This is a genomic window from Pseudomonas sp. NPDC089918, assembly GCF_050280605.1.
Taxonomy (GTDB): Bacteria; Pseudomonadota; Gammaproteobacteria; order Pseudomonadales; family Pseudomonadaceae; genus Aquipseudomonas.
Genome location: NZ_JBNNVP010000019.1, coordinates 1 through 19147 on the forward strand (window position 1 = coordinate 1; position 19147 = coordinate 19147).

The 19147-nt window shown below is 59.5% G+C and carries 21 protein-coding genes; 18 read left to right on the plus strand and 3 right to left on the minus strand.

Going from position 1 to position 19147, the window contains the following annotated elements; genetic code table 11:
* Positions 1-228: 228 nt before the first annotated feature.
* From argS to ACQKPC_RS15225, 9 genes are all read left to right on the plus strand, one after another.
* Positions 229-1965, plus strand: a complete 1737-nt coding sequence (gene argS, locus ACQKPC_RS15185) for an arginine--tRNA ligase (RefSeq protein WP_427625366.1) — start codon at positions 229-231, stop codon at positions 1963-1965.
* A gap of 1 nt (position 1966) precedes the next feature.
* A complete protein-coding gene (locus ACQKPC_RS15190; RefSeq protein WP_030129222.1) occupies positions 1967-2674 on the plus strand; it encodes an SPOR domain-containing protein in 708 nt (235 codons plus the stop codon).
* 250 nt (positions 2675-2924) lie between these two features.
* The gene (gene hslV / locus ACQKPC_RS15195; RefSeq protein ID WP_007899242.1) at positions 2925-3455 is read left to right on the plus strand and encodes an ATP-dependent protease subunit HslV; all 531 of its coding nucleotides are present in this window, start codon (positions 2925-2927) and stop codon (positions 3453-3455) included.
* A 55-nt stretch (positions 3456-3510) separates the two neighbouring features.
* Positions 3511-4851: an ATP-dependent protease ATPase subunit HslU gene (gene hslU, locus ACQKPC_RS15200; RefSeq protein WP_123499960.1), complete on the plus strand. Its 1341-nt coding sequence runs from the start codon at positions 3511-3513 to the stop codon at positions 4849-4851.
* A gap of 143 nt (positions 4852-4994) precedes the next feature.
* Positions 4995-5366 (plus strand): gamma-butyrobetaine hydroxylase-like domain-containing protein, encoded by a 372-nt coding sequence (locus tag ACQKPC_RS15205; RefSeq protein WP_427625443.1) that lies wholly within the window; start codon positions 4995-4997, stop codon positions 5364-5366.
* Positions 5367-5608: 242 nt separating this feature from the next.
* Complete coding sequence (gene phaC / locus ACQKPC_RS15210; protein ID WP_427625368.1) at positions 5609-7288, plus strand: class II poly(R)-hydroxyalkanoic acid synthase; 1680 nt, start codon at positions 5609-5611, stop codon at positions 7286-7288.
* 134 nt (positions 7289-7422) lie between these two features.
* Positions 7423-8277 (plus strand): poly(3-hydroxyalkanoate) depolymerase, encoded by an 855-nt coding sequence (phaZ, locus tag ACQKPC_RS15215; RefSeq protein WP_008067658.1) that lies wholly within the window; start codon positions 7423-7425, stop codon positions 8275-8277.
* A gap of 129 nt (positions 8278-8406) precedes the next feature.
* Positions 8407-10089, plus strand: a complete 1683-nt coding sequence (phaC, locus tag ACQKPC_RS15220; RefSeq protein ID WP_427625369.1) for a class II poly(R)-hydroxyalkanoic acid synthase — start codon at positions 8407-8409, stop codon at positions 10087-10089.
* 59 nt (positions 10090-10148) lie between these two features.
* The gene (locus tag ACQKPC_RS15225) at positions 10149-10769 is read left to right on the plus strand and encodes a TetR/AcrR family transcriptional regulator (RefSeq protein ID WP_218397020.1); all 621 of its coding nucleotides are present in this window, start codon (positions 10149-10151) and stop codon (positions 10767-10769) included.
* 261 nt (positions 10770-11030) lie between these two features.
* Here the strand turns inward: ACQKPC_RS15225 and ACQKPC_RS15230 are convergent, their stop codons facing one another.
* The 3 genes from ACQKPC_RS15230 to ACQKPC_RS15240 form a co-directional block, all read right to left on the minus strand.
* Entirely contained in the window at positions 11031-11831 is an 801-nt protein-coding gene (locus ACQKPC_RS15230; RefSeq protein ID WP_427625370.1) for a phasin family protein, read from the minus strand.
* Positions 11832-11841: 10 nt separating this feature from the next.
* Positions 11842-12264 (minus strand): phasin family protein, encoded by a 423-nt coding sequence (locus ACQKPC_RS15235; protein WP_007899266.1) that lies wholly within the window; start codon positions 12262-12264, stop codon positions 11842-11844.
* A 247-nt stretch (positions 12265-12511) separates the two neighbouring features.
* Entirely contained in the window at positions 12512-12787 is a 276-nt protein-coding gene (locus ACQKPC_RS15240) for a polyhydroxyalkanoic acid system family protein (protein ID WP_030129232.1), read from the minus strand.
* A 155-nt stretch (positions 12788-12942) separates the two neighbouring features.
* On the opposite strand from ACQKPC_RS15240, the gene ubiE reads away from it, so the two are divergent.
* The 9 genes from ubiE (at position 12943) to ACQKPC_RS15285 (ending at position 18989) form a co-directional block, all read left to right on the plus strand.
* On the plus strand, positions 12943-13713 hold the full coding sequence (gene ubiE, locus ACQKPC_RS15245) for a bifunctional demethylmenaquinone methyltransferase/2-methoxy-6-polyprenyl-1,4-benzoquinol methylase UbiE (RefSeq protein ID WP_008005057.1): 771 nt from the start codon (positions 12943-12945) through the stop codon (positions 13711-13713).
* Positions 13713-14336 (plus strand): ubiquinone biosynthesis accessory factor UbiJ, encoded by a 624-nt coding sequence (locus ACQKPC_RS15250; protein ID WP_427625371.1) that lies wholly within the window; start codon positions 13713-13715, stop codon positions 14334-14336. The genes ubiE and ACQKPC_RS15250 overlap by 1 nt, the downstream gene beginning before the upstream one ends.
* The gene (gene ubiB / locus ACQKPC_RS15255; RefSeq protein ID WP_427625373.1) at positions 14333-15937 is read left to right on the plus strand and encodes a ubiquinone biosynthesis regulatory protein kinase UbiB; all 1605 of its coding nucleotides are present in this window, start codon (positions 14333-14335) and stop codon (positions 15935-15937) included. The genes ACQKPC_RS15250 and ubiB overlap by 4 nt, the downstream gene beginning before the upstream one ends.
* A 91-nt stretch (positions 15938-16028) precedes the next feature.
* Positions 16029-16430 (plus strand): phosphoribosyl-AMP cyclohydrolase, encoded by a 402-nt coding sequence (gene hisI / locus ACQKPC_RS15260; RefSeq protein WP_007899278.1) that lies wholly within the window; start codon positions 16029-16031, stop codon positions 16428-16430.
* Complete coding sequence (locus ACQKPC_RS15265) at positions 16423-16755, plus strand: phosphoribosyl-ATP diphosphatase (protein WP_007899279.1); 333 nt, start codon at positions 16423-16425, stop codon at positions 16753-16755. Before hisI ends, ACQKPC_RS15265 begins: the two co-directional genes overlap by 8 nt.
* Before the next feature lie 24 nt (positions 16756-16779).
* On the plus strand, positions 16780-17052 hold the full coding sequence (locus ACQKPC_RS15270; protein WP_427625374.1) for a twin-arginine translocase TatA/TatE family subunit: 273 nt from the start codon (positions 16780-16782) through the stop codon (positions 17050-17052).
* 10 nt (positions 17053-17062) lie between these two features.
* A complete protein-coding gene (tatB, locus tag ACQKPC_RS15275; protein WP_427625376.1) occupies positions 17063-17494 on the plus strand; it encodes a Sec-independent protein translocase protein TatB in 432 nt (143 codons plus the stop codon).
* Positions 17491-18285 (plus strand): twin-arginine translocase subunit TatC, encoded by a 795-nt coding sequence (tatC, locus tag ACQKPC_RS15280; RefSeq protein WP_007899282.1) that lies wholly within the window; start codon positions 17491-17493, stop codon positions 18283-18285. The genes tatB and tatC overlap by 4 nt, the downstream gene beginning before the upstream one ends.
* Positions 18282-18989, plus strand: coding sequence for a 16S rRNA (uracil(1498)-N(3))-methyltransferase (locus tag ACQKPC_RS15285; RefSeq protein WP_427625377.1), 708 nt, complete (start codon positions 18282-18284; stop codon positions 18987-18989). The genes tatC and ACQKPC_RS15285 overlap by 4 nt, the downstream gene beginning before the upstream one ends.
* The last annotated feature ends 158 nt before the right edge of the window (positions 18990-19147 follow it).

Here is a 19147-nt window from a genome sequence, read left to right on the forward strand (position 1 = left end):
TCTCCCACGGATCTGTACTGCGTCAACAGTCAGAATCGGGCTTTGTCCCTCCTCCTCCCTTCAAGTCCCAGCATACAAGCGGGCTTGCCCGCGATAGCGGTCGATTTGTCACCACATATCCATAACCTGCCCGCTATAGTTGGCAAGCCCGTCTTCGCAACGGATAATGCCCAGTTTTTCCACCAGCGCATCGAAGCGCCGCCGCGCTAGCGGTCGAAAGAGAAGACCATGAAAGACACCATTCGCCAGCTGATCCAACAAGCCATCACCCAACTCGTCAACGAAGGTGTGTTGCCTGAAGGCCTGTCGCCGGCGATCCAGGTGGAAAACTCCCGTGACAAGAAAAACGGCGACTTCGCCAGCAACATCGCCATGATGCTGGCCAAGCCTGCGGGCATGAAGCCCCGTGACCTGGCCGAGAAAATCATCGCCGCGCTGCCGGCTGACGAGAACGTCTCCAAAGCCGAAATCGCCGGCCCTGGCTTCCTGAACTTCTTCCAGAACACTCAAGCCCTGGCGACCCGCCTGGACGCGGCGCTGGCCGACGACCACATCGGCGTGCGCAAAGCCGGTCCGGTGCAGCGCACCGTGGTTGACCTGTCGGCCCCGAACCTGGCCAAAGAGATGCACGTCGGCCACTTGCGCTCGACCATCATCGGCGACGGCGTGGCCCGGGTTCTGGAATTCCTCGGCGACGAAGTGATCCGCCAGAACCACGTTGGCGACTGGGGCACCCAGTTCGGCATGCTGATGGCTTACCTGCAGGAAAACCCGATCACCAGCGATGAGCTGTCGGACCTGGAAAACTTCTACCGCGCCGCCAAGCAACGCTTCGACGAATCCGAAGAATTCGCCGATCGCGCCCGCGGCCTGGTGGTCAAGCTGCAAGCCGGCGACCCGGACTGCCTGGCGCTGTGGACCAAGTTCAAAGACATCTCGCTGTCGCACTGCCAGAAAATCTACGAATTGCTGAACGTCAAACTGACCATGGCCGACGTAATGGGCGAAAGCGCCTACAACGACGACCTGATCAACGTGGTCAACGACCTCAAGGCCGCTGGCCTGCTGGTCGAGAGCAACGGCGCTCAATGCGTGTTCCTCGACGAATTCAAGAACGCCGACGGCGACCCGCTGCCGGTGATCATCGTCAAGGCCGACGGCGGCTACCTCTACGCCACCACCGACCTGGCCGCCGTGCGCTACCGTAGCGGCAAGCTCAAGGCCGATCGCGCGCTGTACTTCGTCGACCAGCGCCAGGCCCTGCACTTCCAGCAAGTGTTCCAGGTCGCGCGCCTGGCCGGCTTCGTGACGCACCCGATGGAAATGGAACACATGGGCTTCGGCACCATGAACGGCGCCGACGGCCGTCCGTTCAAGACCCGTGATGGCGGCACCGTGAAGCTGATCGACCTGCTGACCGAAGCCCAGGAACGCGCCTACACCCTGGTGAAGGAGAAGAACCCGGAGCTTGCCGAAGACGAGTTGCGCAACATCGCCAAGGTCGTGGGCATTGGCGCCGTGAAATACGCCGACCTGTCCAAGCACCGCACCAGCGATTACAGCTTCAACTTCGACCTGATGCTGAACTTCGAAGGCAACACCGCGCCATACTTGCTGTACGCCTACACCCGGGTGGCCGGCGTGTTCCGCAAACTCGGCAAGGACTTCAGCGAAGTCGAAGGGCAGATCGCCCTCGAAGCGCCGCACGAACATGAGTTGGCCGCGAAACTGGCACAGTTCGGCGAAATACTGAACAACGTGTCCGACAAAGGCACGCCGCACATCCTCTGCACCTACCTGTACGATGTCGCCGGCCTGTTCTCCAGCTTCTACGAGAACTGCCCGATACTCGGCGCCGACACCCCGGCGCAAATGCAGAGCCGCCTGCGCCTCGCCGCGCTGACCGGCCGCACTCTCAAGCAAGGCCTGGAACTCTTGGGTCTGGAAACTCTGGAGCGCATGTAAGTTGGCTGCCAAGAAAAAACCTGCACCCAAGCGTGGCGCCAGCCGTTACCAAGCTCCTGCAAAGCAACCGATCCCGGGCTGGCTGTGGATGGCCATCGGCCTGACGGTCGGTGCGTTCATTGTGTTCCTGATGAAGCTGGAGCCGGGCAAGGGCAGCGATACCGTCAAGCGCGAGAAGATCGAGCAGCAGAAAGCCACCAAGATCGCCGAGGCCAACAAGACTCCGCCGAGCCCGACGCAACCGGTGAAGCCGAAGTACGATTTCTACACCTTGCTGCCGGAATCGGAAGTCATCGTGCCGCCGGACGCAGTGCCGGAGAAAACCCTGCCGACACCACAAGTGCCGGCCATTCCGACCACGCCGGTGACGCCTGCGGAAGCGGCGAAGATCGACACGGCCAGGGCTCAAGCGGCATTGGCCGGCATCACCCCGCCGCCAGCGCCGCCCGTGGCGAAAGCTGCGCCGGTGACCAAGTTCTTCCTGCAGGCCGGTTCGTTCCGCAAGGAAGCCGATGCCGACAAGGTGCGTGCGCAGATCATCCTGCTGGGTCAGGCCGTGGCGGTTGAATCCGGCACGGTGAAGGACGAGACCTGGTATCGGGTGCTGGTTGGTCCGTTCAGCAACCGCGAACAGCTGACAACCGCTCAGAAGCAACTGGCGGGCAGCGGCTTCAGCAACCTGTTGTTACAACAACGCCAAAGCCGCTGACCCTTCATGATCATTCCCACGCTCCGCGTGGGAATGCAGCCCGGGACGCTCCGCGTCCCTTTCTAGAGCTGGAACGCGGAGCGTCCCTTGAGGCATTCCCACGCAGAGCGTGGGAACGATCAAGCCTTCGGCAGCTCCTACGCGCCTCGCACCGCTCGTCCCCCGCCGCGTCCTACAGTTGAAAAACGCTCCACCACCCCCATATGAGTTGGCATAAGGCATTTTCGCCCCGCTGCGTGGAGACTCTCCCTTGACCACCATCGTTTCAGTTCGCCGCCACGGCAAAGTCGTCATGGGCGGCGACGGCCAGGTTTCGCTCGGCAATACCGTGATGAAAGGCAACGCGAAGAAAGTTCGCCGCCTCTACCACGGCCAGGTTATCGCCGGTTTTGCCGGGGCCACCGCTGACGCCTTCACCCTCTTCGAGCGTTTCGAAGGCCAGCTCGAGAAACATCAGGGCCACCTGGTTCGCGCCGCCGTCGAACTCGCCAAAGAATGGCGCACCGACCGCTCCTTGAGCCGCCTCGAAGCCATGCTCGCGGTCGCCAACAAAGATGCCTCCCTGATCATCACCGGCAACGGTGACGTGGTTGAGCCTGAAGAAGGCCTGATCGCCATGGGTTCCGGCGGCGGTTACGCCCAGGCTGCCGCGAGTGCCCTGTTGAAGAAAACCGATTTGTCGGCGCGGGAAATCGTCGAAACAGCGCTCGGCATCGCCGGCGACATCTGCGTATTCACCAACCACACCTTCACCATCGAGGAGCAGGATCTCGCTGAGTAAGCCTGTGCAGGCCATTGCGCCACGGCTCACTTCTGCTTGAGGACCGCCAATTATTATGCCCATGACCCCCCGTGAAATCGTCCACGAACTCAATCGCCATATCATCGGCCAGGACGATGCCAAACGCGCCGTCGCCATCGCCTTGCGTAACCGCTGGCGCCGGATGCAGCTGCCCGAAGAGCTGCGCGTCGAAGTCACTCCCAAGAACATCCTGATGATCGGCCCCACCGGTGTCGGTAAAACCGAGATCGCCCGTCGCCTGGCCAAGCTCGCCAACGCGCCGTTCATCAAAGTCGAAGCGACCAAATTCACCGAAGTGGGCTACGTTGGCCGCGACGTCGAATCGATCATTCGTGATCTGGCAGACGCTGCGATCAAGCTGTTGCGCGAACAGGAAATGACCAAGGTTCGCCACCGCGCCGAAGACGCCGCCGAAGAGCGCATCCTCGACGCTTTGCTGCCACCGGCACGCATGGGCTTCAGCAACGAGGACTCCGCACCGTCCCAGGATTCCAACACCCGTCAGCTGTTCCGCAAGCGCCTGCGTGAAGGTCAGCTGGATGACAAGGAGATCGAAATCGAAGTGGCCGAAGTGTCCGGCGTCGATATCTCCGCGCCACCGGGCATGGAAGAAATGACCAACCAGCTGCAGAGCCTGTTCGCCAACATGGGCAAGGGCAAGCGCAAAAACCGCAAGCTCAAGGTCAAGGAAGCGCTGAAACTTGTTCGCGACGAAGAAGCCGGTCGCCTGGTCAACGAAGAAGAATTGAAGGCCAAGGCCCTGGAAGCCGTCGAGCAGCACGGCATCGTGTTCATCGACGAAATCGACAAGGTTGCCAAGCGAGGCAACTCCGGGGGCGTCGACGTGTCCCGTGAGGGCGTACAGCGCGACTTGCTGCCGCTGATTGAAGGCTGCACCGTCAACACCAAACTGGGCATGGTCAAGACTGACCACATCCTGTTCATCGCTTCCGGTGCGTTCCACCTGAGCAAGCCGAGCGATCTGGTGCCGGAGCTGCAAGGTCGCCTGCCGATTCGGGTCGAACTCAAGGCCCTGAGCCCGGAAGATTTCGAGCGCATCCTCAGCGAACCGCATGCATCGCTCACCGAGCAATATTGTGCACTGCTGAAAACCGAAGGTCTGCTCATCGAATTCCTCCCGGACGGCATCAAGCGTCTCGCCGAGATCGCCTGGCAGGTCAACGAGAAAACCGAAAACATCGGTGCCCGTCGCCTGCACACCCTGCTCGAGCGCCTGCTCGAAGAGGTGTCGTTCAGCGCCGGTGATCTGGCCAGCACCCACGAGGACAAACCGATCCTGATCGATGCCGATTACGTCAACAGCCACTTGGGCGAATTGGCGCAGAACGAAGACCTGTCCCGTTATATCCTGTAAGAAACTCTTACAGGTGTAGTGGAACTGTGGGAGCGAGCCTGCTCGCGATGACGGAGGTACATTCAGCCATTGTGTTGGCTGATACACCGCAATCGCGAGCAGGCTCGCTCCCACAAGGTTCCACACAAAACGGAAAACCGGTCATGATCCCCACCGACATCAAACTCCACAAAGCCTCAAAAACCCTGTCGCTCAAATACGCGTCCGGCGAGGAATATCACCTGCCCGCCGAGTTCCTTCGCGTGCATTCTCCTTCCGCCGAAGTCCAGGGCCACGGCAAACCTATCCTGCAATTTGGCAAGATCGGCGTCGGCCTGAGCAAGGTCGAACCGGCCGGTCAGTACGCACTGAAATTGACCTTCGACGACGGCCACGACAGCGGCCTGTTCACTTGGGAATATCTGTACCAGCTGGCAGTGCGCCAAGAAGATCTTTGGAACGATTATCTTGCTGAACTCAAAGCGGCTGGAAAGACCCGTGATCCGAACGAATCGGTCGTCAAGCTGATGCTCTAATACAGGCCTCTGGCTATTTAGAGGGCATTTTCTAATTCCATCTGTTTGAATGCTTCGCTGCGGTGGCAACGATTGGCCCGCTTGCGAAAAAAATTAAACTCGGGTAACCAATGGAGCTGGCAAGTTCCGTGCATTTGTAGCTATTCGCAATTAACGGTCACCCGAGCAGTAGTACCTGGCGTTTGCTGTGTGACTACACAGCTGGGCTCAGGTACTCGTCTCAGGACAATGGAGCGTCGTAGATGAGTAACAAGCTTAACGATGACTTGAAATTTCAGGCTTCGGAAAATACCTTGGGGCTGAATCCTGTTGTTGGACTACGTAGAAAGGATCTCTTGGGCTCTGCCCGAATGGTGCTGTCCCAGGCCATCAGACAACCCATCCACAGTGCCAGGCATGTCGCTCATTTCGGCATCGAACTGAAGAATGTGCTGTTCGGAAAATCCGAGCTTCAACCGCAAAGTGATGACCGTCGCTTCCTTGATCCGGCCTGGAGTCAGAACCCGCTCTATAAACGTTATTTGCAAACTTATCTGGCGTGGCGCAAGGAGCTTCACGCGTGGATCGATGACAGCAATCTTTCGCCCAAGGACGTCGCTCGCGGGCATTTCGTGATTAACCTCATGACCGAAGCCATGGCCCCGACCAACACGGCGGCCAACCCGGCGGCGGTCAAACGCTTCTTCGAAACCGGAGGCAAGAGCCTGCTCGACGGTCTCTCCCATCTGGCCAAGGATCTGGTGCACAACGGCGGCATGCCGAGCCAGGTCAACATGGGCGCGTTCGAAGTCGGCAAGAGCCTGGGCGTAACCGAAGGCGCAGTGGTGTTCCGCAATGACGTGCTGGAGCTGATCCAGTACCGACCGATCACCGAGCAGGTGCATGAACGCCCACTACTGGTGGTGCCGCCACAGATCAACAAGTTCTATGTTTTCGACCTGAGCCCGGACAAGAGTCTGGCGCGCTTCTGCCTGCGCAACAATGTGCAGACGTTCATCGTCAGCTGGCGTAACCCGACCAAGGAGCAGCGCGAGTGGGGTCTGTCGACCTACATCGAAGCGCTCAAGGAAGCGGTCGACGTGGTCACCGCAATCACCGGCAGCAAAGACGTGAACATGCTTGGCGCCTGCTCTGGCGGCATCACTTGCACCGCCCTGCTGGGCCACTACGCGGCGATCGGCGAGAAGAAGGTCAACGCCCTGACGCTGATGGTCAGCGTGCTGGACACCACCCTCGATAGCGATGTGGCTCTGTTTGTCGATGAGCAGACCCTTGAAGCCGCCAAGCGCCATTCTTACCAGGCCGGTGTGCTGGAAGGCCGTGACATGGCGAAAGTCTTCGCGTGGATGCGCCCCAACGACCTGATCTGGAACTACTGGGTCAACAACTACCTGCTGGGCAACGAGCCTCCGGTTTTCGACATTCTGTTCTGGAACAACGACACCACTCGCTTGCCGGCCGCGTTCCACGGCGACCTGATCGAGATGTTCAAAAACAACCCACTGATCCGCCCCAACGCACTGGAAGTGTGCGGCACACCGATCGACCTGAAGCAGGTCACTGCCGACATCTTTTCCCTGGCCGGCACCAACGATCACATCACCCCGTGGAAGTCCTGCTACAAGTCGGCACAGCTGTTCGGTGGCAAGGTCGAGTTCGTGCTGTCCAGCAGCGGGCATATCCAGAGCATCCTGAACCCTCCGGGCAATCCGAAAGCGCGCTACATGACCAGCACCGACATGCCGGTCAAAGCCGAAGAATGGATGGAAAACTCCACCAAACACACCGATTCCTGGTGGTTGCATTGGCAGGCGTGGCAGGCCGAGCGTTCGGGCAAGCTGAAAAAATCCCCCGCCAACCTTGGCAACAAGGCCTATCCAGCGGGTGAAGCGGCGCCAGGCACTTATGTACACGAGCGTTGAGTTTCAGGTAACACGCAGTCCGCGGCACTGGGAGGTGCCGCGATCTCTATCAATCACTCTCGAGGCCAGCCTCGAACATTCTGCGACGGCCCGGGACGGCCCGATCAGCGTTTAAAACCTACAGGGCTTCGTGCATGCCGCAACCGTTCGTATTCCGTACCGTCAACCTGGATGGCCAGACCCTCCGCACAGCGGTACGCCCCGGCAAGCCTCACTTGACGCCCTTGCTGATTTTCAACGGCATCGGCGCCAACCTGGAGCTGATATTCCCGTTCGTCCAGGCTCTGGATCCGGACCTGGAAGTCATTGCCTTCGACGTGCCCGGTGTCGGCGGCTCATCGACTCCCAATCGACCCTATCGCTTCTCGGGCCTGGCAAAACTCACGGCGCGAATGCTCGACTATCTCGATTACGGACAAGTCAACGTGATTGGCGTTTCGTGGGGCGGCGCTCTGGCGCAGCAGTTCGCCCATGACTATCCCGAGCGCTGCAAGAAGCTGGTGCTGGCGGCCACGGCGGCAGGCACCGTGATGGTTCCGGGCAAGCCTAAAGTGCTGATGATGATGGCCAGCCCGCGACGCTACATCCAGCCCTCCCATGTGATCCGCATTGCACCGATGATCTACGGCGGCTCGTTCCGTCGCGATCCGACCCTGGCAGCCAGTCACGCCGCCAGGGTTCGTTCGGCAGGCAAACTCGGTTATTACTGGCAGCTGTTCGCCGGCCTCGGCTGGACCAGCATTCACTGGCTGCACAAAATCCATCAACCAACCCTGGTACTGGCCGGCGACGACGACCCACTGATCCCGCTGATCAACATGCGCATGCTGGCTTGGCGAATTCCCAACGCCCAACTGCACATCATCGACGACGGCCATCTGTTCTTGATTACCCGCGCCGAAGCGGTGGCACCGATCATCATGAAGTTTCTTGAGGAAGAACGTCAGCGCGCAGTAATGCATCCACATCCGGCGCCATCGGGCGGTTAACCGATCCCGACTTTTGTTTATGAAAAGGAGTCGGCAGGAGGCCGTGCCGCGCAACAACCCGCAACAACGTCTATGGTGTTTTGTTCGGGTGTGTTTGTTTTTGGCCTGATGACGAAGGAGTGTTAACTCATGCGCGACAAACCAGCGAAGGGCTCTTTGCCCACTCCCGCTGCATTCATCAATGCTCAGAGTGCGGTTACCGGCCTGCGCGGCCGGGACCTGCTTTCGACCTTGCGCAGCCTGGCCACCCACGGCCTGCGCAACCCGGTGTATACGGCCCGGCATGCCTTGAAGCTGGGCGGCCAGTTGGGCCGCGTATTGTTGGGTGAAACCCTGCATCCGACCAACCCGCAAGACAGTCGCTTTGCCGACCCGACGTGGAGCCTCAATCCTTTTTATCGCCGCAGCCTGCAGGCCTATCTGAGCTGGCAGAAAGAAGTCAAAAGCTGGATCGACGAAAGCAACATGAGCCCGGACGATCGTGCCCGCGCCCACTTTGCCTTTGCCTTGATCAATGACGCCGTGGCGCCGTCCAACACCCTGCTCAATCCGCTGGCGATCAAGGAATTTTTCAACTCCGGCGGCAATAGTCTGGTGCGGGGTATCGGCCATCTGGTCGACGATGTCCTGCACAACAACGGCCTGCCAAGACAAGTCACCAAACAAGCGTTCGAGGTGGGCAAAACGGTCGCCACCACTACCGGCTCTGTGGTGTTTCGCAATGAACTGCTGGAGCTGATCCAGTACAAGCCGATGAGCGAAAAGCAGTATTCCAAGCCATTGCTGATCGTGCCGCCACAGATCAACAAGTACTACATTTTCGATTTGAGCCCCAACAACAGCTTCGTTCAGTTCGCCCTTAAAAACGGTTTGCAGACCTTCATTATCAGCTGGCGCAATCCCGATGTGCGTCATCGCGAATGGGGGCTGTCGTCTTATGTCGAAGCCGTCGAAGAAGCGATGAATGTGTGCCGGGCAATCACCGGCGCGCGCGAGGTCAACCTGATGGGGGCTTGCGCCGGTGGGCTGACCATTGCCGCATTGCAAGGGCATTTGCAGGCCAAGCGACAGCTACGACGAGTGTCCAGCGCGACCTACCTGGTCAGCATGCTCGACAGTCAGATAGACAGCCCGGCCACCCTCTTCGCCGACGAACAAACGCTGGAAGCGGCCAAGCGCCGCTCGTATCAGAAGGGCGTTCTGGAAGGTAGTGACATGGCCAGGGTGTTTGCCTGGATGCGGCCCAACGATTTGATCTGGAATTACTTCGTCAATAACTACCTGATGGGCAAGGAGCCGCCGGCGTTCGACATCCTCTACTGGAACAATGACAACACGCGTCTGCCAGCAGCGTTTCATGGCGATCTGCTGGATTTCTTCAAGCACAACCCGCTGAGTCATCCTGGCGGGCTGGAAGTATGCGGCACGCCGATCGACCTGCAGAAAGTCACCGTCGACAGCTTCAGCGTGGCAGGCATGAATGATCACATCACCCCATGGGATGCGGTGTATCGCTCGACATTGCTGCTGGGTGGCGAGCGGCGCTTCGTGCTGTCCAACAGCGGTCATGTGCAGAGCATTCTCAACCCGCCCCACAATCCGAAAGCCAACTACGTCGAGAATCCGAAACTGAGCAGCGACCCGCGAGCCTGGTATTACGATGCCAAGCGCGTCGACGGTAGCTGGTGGACGCAATGGCTGGGCTGGATTCAGGAACGCTCCGGCGCACAACACGAAACCCGGATGGCCATCGGCAACCAGAACTATCCACCGATGGAGGCGGCACCCGGTACTTACGTGCGTGTGCGCTGACGTTTAACGAACCACGGCCGCCAAAGGCCGTGGCATGACTCGACCATTAAGAAGACTGGATGAAAACCCGCGACCGGATTCTCGAATGTGCCCTGCAGTTGTTCAATCAGAAGGGCGAACCGAATGTGTCCACCATGGAAGTGGCCAACGAAATGGGCATCAGCCCGGGCAACCTCTACTACCATTTCCACGGCAAGGAACCGCTGATCCTCGGGCTGTTCGAGCGCTTCCAGGCCGAGTTGACGCCCTTGCTCGACCCACCGTCCGATGTGGAATTGGCGCCCGAGGATTACTGGCTGTTCCTGCACCTGATCATCGAACGCCTGGCCCATTACCGGTTTCTGTTCCAGGACCTGTCGAACCTTGCCGGCCGCCTGCCGAAACTGGCCAAGGGAATACGCAATCTACTCAATGCGTTGAAGCGCACACTGGCTTCATTGCTGGCGCAATTGAAAGCTCAGGGTCAGTTGGTCAGTGACACCCAGGCGCTGGGGCAGTTGGTGGAACAAATCACCATGACGTTGCTGTTCTCACTGGACTATCAGCGAATTCTCGACCGTGAAGGTGAAGTGCGACTGGTGGTGTATCAGATCATGATGCTGGTGGCGCCGCACTTGCTGCCGCCTGTCAAGGTTGCGACCGAGCGGTTGGCGTTGCAGTACCTCGAAGAGCACGACTAACCCTGTGGGAGCGGGCTTGCTCGCGAAAGCTATTCATCATTCAACATTGATGTCGATTGACCCACCGCTTTCGCGCTCCCACATCGGATTTGTGGTGCTTTCTAGAATCCATGCACAAACAAAAACGCCCGACCTTCGCAGGCCGGGCGTGATCGTTCCCATGCTCCGCGTGGGAATGCAGCCGGTGACGCTCTGCGTCACTGCCGCAATGGACGCGAAGCGTCCGGTGAGGCATTCCCACGCGGAGCGTGGGAACGATCATCAGGACTGACTGGTTGGCGTCGATGGAGCCGGCGCAGCAGTCGGGGTTACAGCAGGTGTCGGAGCAGTGGCGGAGTTCGCCGTGCTGACCGGTGTTACCGGCTTGGCGGCAGCCACTACTGGTTTCGGTGCAGCCGCTTTCGGGGCGGCCGGTTTTTTCACTACAGGCTTCTTGGCTGCTGGCTTTTTCGCAACGGCGGGTTTGGCTGCTGCGGTTTTAGCTGCAGGTTTGGCCGCCGGTTTTGCGGCTGGTTTGGCGGCCGCTTTGGCTGCAGGTTTCGCCGCGGCAGTTTTGGTTGCCGGTTTAGCGGCAGCCTTGGCCAATGGTTTGGCTACGCTTTTGGCTGCTGGTTTGGCCGCCGCGGTTTTCGCCGCAACAGGCGCAACCTTGGCACCGGTGAGTTTTTCGATTTGCTTGGTCAGGGTATCGACCTTGCTGTGCAGTGCCTTGACCTCATTGCGGCTCGGTACACCCAGGCGCGAAATGGCGCTGTTCAGGCGCTTGTCGAAAGCCCCTTCCAACTCATCCCATTTGCCCAGTGCACGATCTTTCACACCGCTGATGCGCGACTTGGCCGACGAAGCGGAGTCCTTGGCGGCATCAACTTTCTTGCCGACAGCGCTCTTGGTGAGCTTCTCGGCTTTCTCGCCGTCCTTAACCAATGTATCGAAGAGCTTGCTGCCGTCAGTGTCGATCTTCGAGTACACGCCTAAACCAGCCAGCCAGATCTTGCGGGAGTAGTCTTCGACCTTCACGATCCACGAGCTGCCTTCTTTTTCAGTATTCTTTTTACCAGCCATCCCGTTCTCCTTAAGATTTACGCGCGACACGTTCGAGCAATGCCGTCAGCTCATCGAGCTTAGCAGAGAGTGTCTCAACGTCATGTTTAGACGGAATGCCGATACGATTCAAGGCACTTGCGATACGTGTATCGAAAGCCCTTTCGACTTTGTCGAGTTGAAGTTCGACTTTGCCTTTGAAAGTGCTCACTTCACTCTTGGCTTCATCGATCTCGGCATTGGCCGCTTCAAGTTTTTCAGTGACTACTTTTTTGCCTTTCTTTTCAACAGCTTGACCTGCCTTGATCAGCTCTTGAACGTACTCGCTACCCTCTTGGCCGACCTTGGTGTAAGCACCCAGGCCAGCGAGCCAGATCTTGCGGGCATACGATTTGACGTCGCCCAGGGCGTTAGTCTCAACGTCGACTTTTTTCTTCAAAATAACTTTGGCCATGGTGCACCTCACGCGCAGAAGGGTCGAGGAACTGCCCGCAGAGAGTCGGGCTCAGGCACAAAGTAGTGAGAATAATTAGAAACGGCACCCTAACAAGTGACATAAACCTTTGGGCACACCACAAACAAATGTGGGAGCGAGCCTGCTCGCGAAGAGGCAGGCACATTCAACATAGATGTCGACTGAAAGACCGCTTTCGCGAGCAGGCTCGCTCCCACAGGGATCGCATTTCATAGAGGGAAGTGGATCAGGTCAGTGCTTTATCCAGGGCCCTTTCGATTTCCGATTTGATCGTGCCGCTCATGGCAGACATCAACAGGCCCAGTTCGACATCGACCTTGATCGAGTCCTCGCCCACATACACCGCCCCTTTTACGCCCGAGCGTCTGAGGTTCAGAGTGTCGCCAGACCACTGCGGCTCCAGGCCATATTGTTCGGACAGTTTCTGCGCCAACTTGTCGGCCTTCTCGCGGGCCGCTTCCTTACCCAGGCCGTGGGCACGCTCAACACTAATACGGGCCATCGAATGACTCCTGCTTTATCGTGACTTGCTCAAGACATCTTGACCCTGCATGCGTCAAAACGTCCCGGTAGTTGCCTATCTTACCTTCAGCCTTGCCAAGACAAAGCAGGCCACCGGGATTAGAATGTCCCGCATTCTCTTTTGGTGACAGCGATATGACTGATCAGCGCAAAGGCAGCGATGCCGAACCCACCACTCACTTCGGCTTCAAAAACGTTCCAGAAAGCCAGAAAGCGGAAAAAGTCGCTGAGGTTTTCCACTCGGTAGCCGCCAAGTACGACCTGATGAACGACCTCCTGTCGGGCGGCATGCACCGTCTGTGGAAGCGTTTCGCGATCGAGCTGTCGGGCGTGCGCACCGGTAACCGCGTGCTGGACATCGCCGGCGGCACTGGCGACCTGACCCGCAAGTTCTCGCATCTTGTGGGACCGACGGGCCAGGTAGTGTTGGCCGACATCAACGAATCCATGCTCAAGGTCGGTCGTGACCGCCTGCTGGATCTGGGTGTGTCCGGCAACGTCGAATTCGTCCAGGCCGATGCTGAAAAGCTGCCGTTCCCGGACAACCATTTCGATTGCGTGACCATCGCTTTCGGCCTGCGCAACGTGACGCACAAAGAAGACGCCCTGCGCTCGATGTTGCGCGTGCTGAAACCGGGCGGCCGTTTGCTGGTGCTGGAATTCTCCAAACCGACCAACGCGCTGATGTCCAAAGCCTACGACGCCTACTCGTTCGCCTTCATGCCGTTGATGGGCAAGTTGATCACCAATGATTCGGAAAGCTATCGCTACCTGGCCGAATCAATCCGCATGCACCCGAATCAGGAAACCCTGAAGTCGATGATGGTCGAGGCCGGTTTCGACCGCGTGACCTATCACAACATGACCGCAGGCATCGTCGCCCTGCACCGCGGCATCAAGCCCTGATGTTGCTGGCCGGCCTGCTCGCCAGCGTTGAGCTCGGCCTGAACCGGGTGCTGCGTCTTGACAGCACGGCCCTGCCGCGGCTGGCGCATTTGAGTGGCAAGGTGATTGCCATCGACTGCCGCAGCCCGGCGCTGCAAGTGTTCATCCTGCCCAGCGATGAAGGCCTGATGCTCGCCTCCCAGTGGGAAACCGGCGCCGACTGCACCTTGCGCGCACCGGCCTCAAGCCTGCTGAAACTGGCGACAAGCAAGGACAAGACTTCGATTCTGCATGCCCCGGAAGTCGAACTCGACGGCGACAGCGGCGTGCTGCTGGAGCTGGCGGCGATCCTTCAGGACCTCGAACTGGACTGGGAGTACGAACTCTCGCGCTGGCTGGGACCTGTGGCCACGCAACTGGTCGGCGGTCACCTGCGCAGTCGCGCACGCTGGTATCAGCAAGGGTTCGCCAGCCTGAACCAGAACCTGGGCGAATACCTGGCCGAAGAATCGCGCGCCCTCGTCGGTCAGCGCGAAGCTGACGCCCGTTTTAATGAACTGGACCAGATCAAGCTCGATCTGGAACGTCTCGAGGCGCGTTTCGAGCGCCTTTCCCGATCCCTCGACCCAAGCGATAACGCATGAAGCTGCTTGCCGTCCGCCGTTTGTTGCGCATCCAGCGCGTTGTGATTCGCTACCGCCTCGATGACCTGCTGTTCGCCCTGCCATTGCCCTGGTTTCTGCTGGCGCTGCGCTATGCCTTGCCGTGGCGCTGGTTTCCGCGCAAGACACTGGACCTGAGCCGTGGCGCGCGACTGCGCCTGGCGTTGCAGGACCTGGGGCCGATTTTCATCAAGTTCGGCCAAATCCTGTCCACGCGCCGCGACCTGCTGCCCGAAGACATCGCCGATGAACTGATGATGCTGCAGGACCGCGTGCCGCCGTTCGACTCGCAAGTGTCGATCAGGCTGATCGAAGAGCAGCTTGGCAAAAAAATCAGTGAAGTCTTCAGCCGTTTCGACGTCGAACCGCTGGCCTCGGCCTCGGTGGCGCAAGTGCATGCCGCGCAGCTGAAAACCGGCGAAGAAGTCGTCGTCAAGGTGATCCGCCCGGGTCTGAAACCGATCATTGCGCAGGACCTGGCGTGGCTGTTCATCCTCGCCCGCGCCGCAGAAAAACTCTCGGCCGACGCCCGCTTGCTGCACCCGGTGGACGTGGTCAGCGACTACGAAAAAACCATCTACGACGAACTCGACCTGCTGCGCGAGGCGGCTAACGCCAGCCAGCTGAAACGCAATTTCGAAGGTTCGCCGCTGCTGTATGTGCCGCAAGTCTATTGGGACTGGTGCCGGCCGAAAGTGCTGGTGATGGAGCGCATCTACGGGATTCAGGTCACCGACCTCGCGACCCTGGCCGACCAGCGCACCGACATGAAAATGCTCGCCGAGCGGGGCGTGGAGATTTTCTTCACCCAGGTGTTCCGCGACAGCTTCTTCCACGCCGACATGCACCCCGGCAACATCTTCGTCAGCACCGTGCAACCGTGGAGCCCGCAGTACATCGCAATCGACTGCGGCATCGTCGGCAGCCTTACCCCGGAAGACCAGGATTATCTGGCGCGCAACCTGTTCGCGTTCTTCAAGCGTGATTACCGGCGTGTCGCGCAGTTGCACATCGATTCGGGCTGGGTGCCGGCGGAAACCAAACTCAACGAATTCGAAGCAGCGATCCGTACCGTGTGCGAGCCGATCTTCGAAAAACCGTTAAAAGATATTTCCTTCGGCCAGGTGCTGATGCGCCTGTTCCAGACCGCTCGACGTTTCAACATGGAAGTGCAGCCGCAGTTGGTATTGCTGCAAAAAACCCTTTTGAACATCGAAGGCCTGGGCCGTCAGCTGTACCCGGACCTCGATCTGTGGAACACCGCCCAGCCGTTCCTCGAACGCTGGATGCGCGAGCGCGTCAGCCCCAAAGCCTTGATCGGCAACGTGCAGAGCCAGTTCGAGCAGATCCCGCACTTGGCCAACATGGCCCGCGACCTGCTCGAGCGCATGTCCCAGCCCCATGCCAACGACCCGCCGCCCCCTTGGCACAAGCGCAAGGACGACTGGTTCCTGCGGTTGCTCGGCACCGCTCACCTGGCGGGTGGCACGATACTCGCCGCCGGAGGCCCACTGAACGAATTGGGGCACTGGCCCGCCGGAATCATGGTGGCGGTCGGCTTGTATCTGGTCGTTCGCCGATAGCCAGTTGGATGATCGGCTGGCACACTGTTTGAACGCTGAATTTGAACATTGGCCTCAACTATTGAAGTAGAGCCCGCTGTCGGAGTCGAAGATGAAAAACTGGCTGGACGAGATCAAGTGGGACGCCGATGGCCTGGTGCCGGCGATTGCCCAGGATCACAAGACCGGACGCGTCCTGATGATGGCCTGGATGAACCGCGAAGCGCTGGAATTGACCGCTGCCGAGAACCGTGCCATTTACTGGTCACGTTCCCGTGGCAAGCTGTGGCGCAAGGGCGAAGAGTCCGGCCACGTGCAAACCCTGCATGAGATGCGCCTTGACTGTGACGCTGACGTGATCATCCTGATGGTTGAGCAAATCGGCGACATCGCCTGCCATACCGGCCGTCAGAGCTGCTTCTACCGCGTCTTCGAGAACGGCGACTGGAAAACCGTCGACCCGGTGCTTAAAGACCCGCACGCTATCTACTCGGCAGGACATACCCATGAGTGACACCCTGACCCGTCTGGCCCAGGTGCTGGAAGAGCGCAAAGGCGCCGCCGCCGACAGCTCGTATGTCGCCAGCCTGTACCACAAGGGCTTGAACAAGATTCTGGAAAAAGTCGGCGAAGAGTCGGTCGAAACCATCATTGCCGCCAAGGATGCCGCCATCAGCGGTGACTGCAGCGATGTGATCTACGAGACCGCCGATTTGTGGTTCCACAGCATGGTCATGCTCGCCCAGTTGGGGCAGCATCCACAGGCTGTGCTCGATGAACTGGACCGTCGCTTCGGTCTGTCCGGACACGCCGAGAAAGCCTCTCGCCCGTCCGCCTGAACAATTATTAGAGAGGAACGCAACATGGGCATTTTTGACTGGAAACACTGGATCGTCATCCTGGTTGTCGTGGTGCTGGTGTTCGGCACCAAGAAACTGAAAAACCTCGGCACTGACGTGGGCGAGTCGATCAAGGGCTTCAAAAAAGCCATGAACGACGACGAAAAACCGGCCGATCCGACCGCGACGCCGTCCCAACCGGTACCGCCGGTTCAGCCACAGGCCTCGGTGAACCAGCCGCACACCATCGACGTGCAGGCGCAAAAAGTCGAAGAGCCGATCCGCAAAGACTCGTGAGCACTGACTAATGTTTGGTATCAGCTTCTCTGAACTGCTGCTCGTCGGCCTCGTCGCCCTGCTGGTGCTGGGTCCCGAGCGCCTGCCGGGTGCTGCGCGCACCGCCGGCCTGTGGGTCGGGCGGCTGAAGCGCAGCTTCAACGCGATCAAACAGGAAGTTGAACGTGAAATCGGTGCCGACGAGATTCGCCGGCAACTGCACAACGAGCACATTCTGTCCCTGGAGCAGGAGGCGCGGAAGATCTTCACGCCGACTCAGCAGGAGCCAACGCCGGTGGAACCTGTAGCGACGCAGACGATTCATGCGCCGGCGGCTGAGGTTATGCCGGCGGTTGCAGCCGCTGAACCTGCACCTGCACCTCCAGTAGAACCTGTTGCTCCTGCCGCCGCGCCGACAATACCGGCGCCTCACGACACCACTTTGCCGCCGCGAGCCCCATGAGCGATCTCCCCGAAAACGACCAGCACATGCCGCTGGTTTCGCACCTCACCGAGTTGCGCACTCGCCTGCTGCGTTGTGTCGTGGCGGTGTTCATCATTTTTGCCGGGCTGTTCGCCTTCACCCAGCAGATCTACACCTTCGTCTCCACGCCGCTGCGCCAGTACCTGCCGGCCGGCGCGACGATGATCGCCACCGACGTGTCGTCGCCGTTCCTGACGCCGCTGAAACTGACCATGATGGTCTCGCTGTTCCTGGCGATCCCGGTGATCCTGCACCAGATCTGGGGCTTTATCGCGCCGGGCCTGTACAAGCATGAGAAGCGCATCGCGGTGCCGTTGCTGGTCTCCAGCATTCTGCTGTTCTACACCGGCATGGCCTTCGCCTATTTCCTGGTGTTCCCGCTGATCTTCAAGTTCTTCGCCGCCGCCACTCCGGCCGGCGTGGAAATGATGACTGACATCACCAGCTACCTCGATTTCGTCATGACGCTGTTCTTCGCCTTCGGCGTGGCGTTCGAGATTCCGGTAGCTGTGGTGCTGCTGGTGTGGATCGGCGTGGTCAACGTCGCCTACCTGAAGAAAATCCGCCCGTACGTGATCATCGGCTGCTTCGTGGTCGGCATGATCCTGACGCCGCCGGACATCTTCTCGCAGACGCTGTTGGCTGTACCGATGTGGTTGCTGTTCGAAATCGGCATCCTGTTCGGCAGCCTGATCAGCAAGCGTGGCGAGCATCCGGACGACCAGCCGGCTGACGATCACAACGACCAGCCGCCAGCGACCCAAGCGTGAACCTGCTGCTCCTCGAAGAGGCCGACTTCATTGCGGCCGACCGAGCGATCCTGCGCGATCGCCGGTTGACCCACATGCAGGAAGTCCATCGCTCGGTGGTTGGCGACAGCCTGCGGGTCGGGCGTATCGGCGGCTTGATGGGCTCAGCCGAGTTGCTGCGCCTGGACGCCGATGAAGCCGAGTTGCGCGTCACCCTCGACCAGCCGCCACCGGCCAAGCTGCCACTGACTTTGGTGCTGGCTCTGCCGCGACCGAAAATGCTCCGCCGAGTGTTTCAGACCGTGGCCGCCATGGGTGTGCCGCGCATCGTGCTGGTGAACAGCTATCGCGTCGAGAAGAGCTTCTGGCAAACCCCGTTCCTGGAACCCGAGGCGATTCGCGAGCAATTGATCCTGGGTCTTGAACAAGCCCGCGACAGCGTGCTGCCAGAGGTCGTCATCGAGAAGCGCTTCAAGCCTTTTGTCGAAGACCGTCTACCGGCCATTATCGAAGGCACCCTCGGCCTGGTCGGTCATCCCGGTAACTACCCACCCTGCCCTCGCGGCCTGGACGAGCCCGTGACCCTGGCTATCGGCCCCGAAGGCGGCTGGATTCCCTACGAAATCGACTTGCTGGGCAAGGCCGGCCTGCAACCGGTGCAACTTGGCGAGCGCATTCTGCGAGTCGAAACCGCCGTCACCGCGCTGCTCTCGCGCCTGTTCTAACGTCAAACACCCTACTTGTGGCGAGGGAGCTTGCTCCCGCTCGGCTGCGAAGCAGTCGTAAAACCGATGAATGCGGTCTTGCTGGTAAAAAGCGCTGGCCGCTTCGCGCCCAAGCGGGAGCAAGCTCCCTCGCCACAGGTGTTTACTCCCCTACAGAT

Excerpts from the sequence above, each read along its gene's own strand:
- argS (WP_427625366.1), top strand. The coding sequence starts at position 229 with ATGAAAGACACCATTCGCCAGCTGATCCAACAAGCCATCACCCAACTC.
- hslU (WP_123499960.1), top strand. The coding sequence starts at position 3,511 with ATGCCCATGACCCCCCGTGAAATCGTCCACGAACTCAATCGCCATATC.
- ACQKPC_RS15205 (WP_427625443.1), top strand. The coding sequence starts at position 4,995 with ATGATCCCCACCGACATCAAACTCCACAAAGCCTCAAAAACCCTGTCG.
- phaC (WP_427625368.1), top strand. The coding sequence starts at position 5,609 with ATGAGTAACAAGCTTAACGATGACTTGAAATTTCAGGCTTCGGAAAAT.
- phaZ (WP_008067658.1), top strand. The coding sequence starts at position 7,423 with ATGCCGCAACCGTTCGTATTCCGTACCGTCAACCTGGATGGCCAGACC.
- phaC (WP_427625369.1), top strand. The coding sequence starts at position 8,407 with ATGCGCGACAAACCAGCGAAGGGCTCTTTGCCCACTCCCGCTGCATTC.
- ACQKPC_RS15225 (WP_218397020.1), top strand. The coding sequence starts at position 10,149 with ATGAAAACCCGCGACCGGATTCTCGAATGTGCCCTGCAGTTGTTCAAT.
- ACQKPC_RS15230 (WP_427625370.1), bottom strand. The coding sequence starts at position 11,831 with ATGGCTGGTAAAAAGAATACTGAAAAAGAAGGCAGCTCGTGGATCGTG.
- ACQKPC_RS15235 (WP_007899266.1), bottom strand. The coding sequence starts at position 12,264 with ATGGCCAAAGTTATTTTGAAGAAAAAAGTCGACGTTGAGACTAACGCC.
- ACQKPC_RS15240 (WP_030129232.1), bottom strand. The coding sequence starts at position 12,787 with ATGGCCCGTATTAGTGTTGAGCGTGCCCACGGCCTGGGTAAGGAAGCG.
- ubiE (WP_008005057.1), top strand. The coding sequence starts at position 12,943 with ATGACTGATCAGCGCAAAGGCAGCGATGCCGAACCCACCACTCACTTC.
- ACQKPC_RS15250 (WP_427625371.1), top strand. The coding sequence starts at position 13,713 with ATGTTGCTGGCCGGCCTGCTCGCCAGCGTTGAGCTCGGCCTGAACCGG.
- ubiB (WP_427625373.1), top strand. The coding sequence starts at position 14,333 with ATGAAGCTGCTTGCCGTCCGCCGTTTGTTGCGCATCCAGCGCGTTGTG.
- hisI (WP_007899278.1), top strand. The coding sequence starts at position 16,029 with ATGAAAAACTGGCTGGACGAGATCAAGTGGGACGCCGATGGCCTGGTG.
- ACQKPC_RS15265 (WP_007899279.1), top strand. The coding sequence starts at position 16,423 with ATGAGTGACACCCTGACCCGTCTGGCCCAGGTGCTGGAAGAGCGCAAA.
- ACQKPC_RS15270 (WP_427625374.1), top strand. The coding sequence starts at position 16,780 with ATGGGCATTTTTGACTGGAAACACTGGATCGTCATCCTGGTTGTCGTG.
- tatB (WP_427625376.1), top strand. The coding sequence starts at position 17,063 with ATGTTTGGTATCAGCTTCTCTGAACTGCTGCTCGTCGGCCTCGTCGCC.
- tatC (WP_007899282.1), top strand. The coding sequence starts at position 17,491 with ATGAGCGATCTCCCCGAAAACGACCAGCACATGCCGCTGGTTTCGCAC.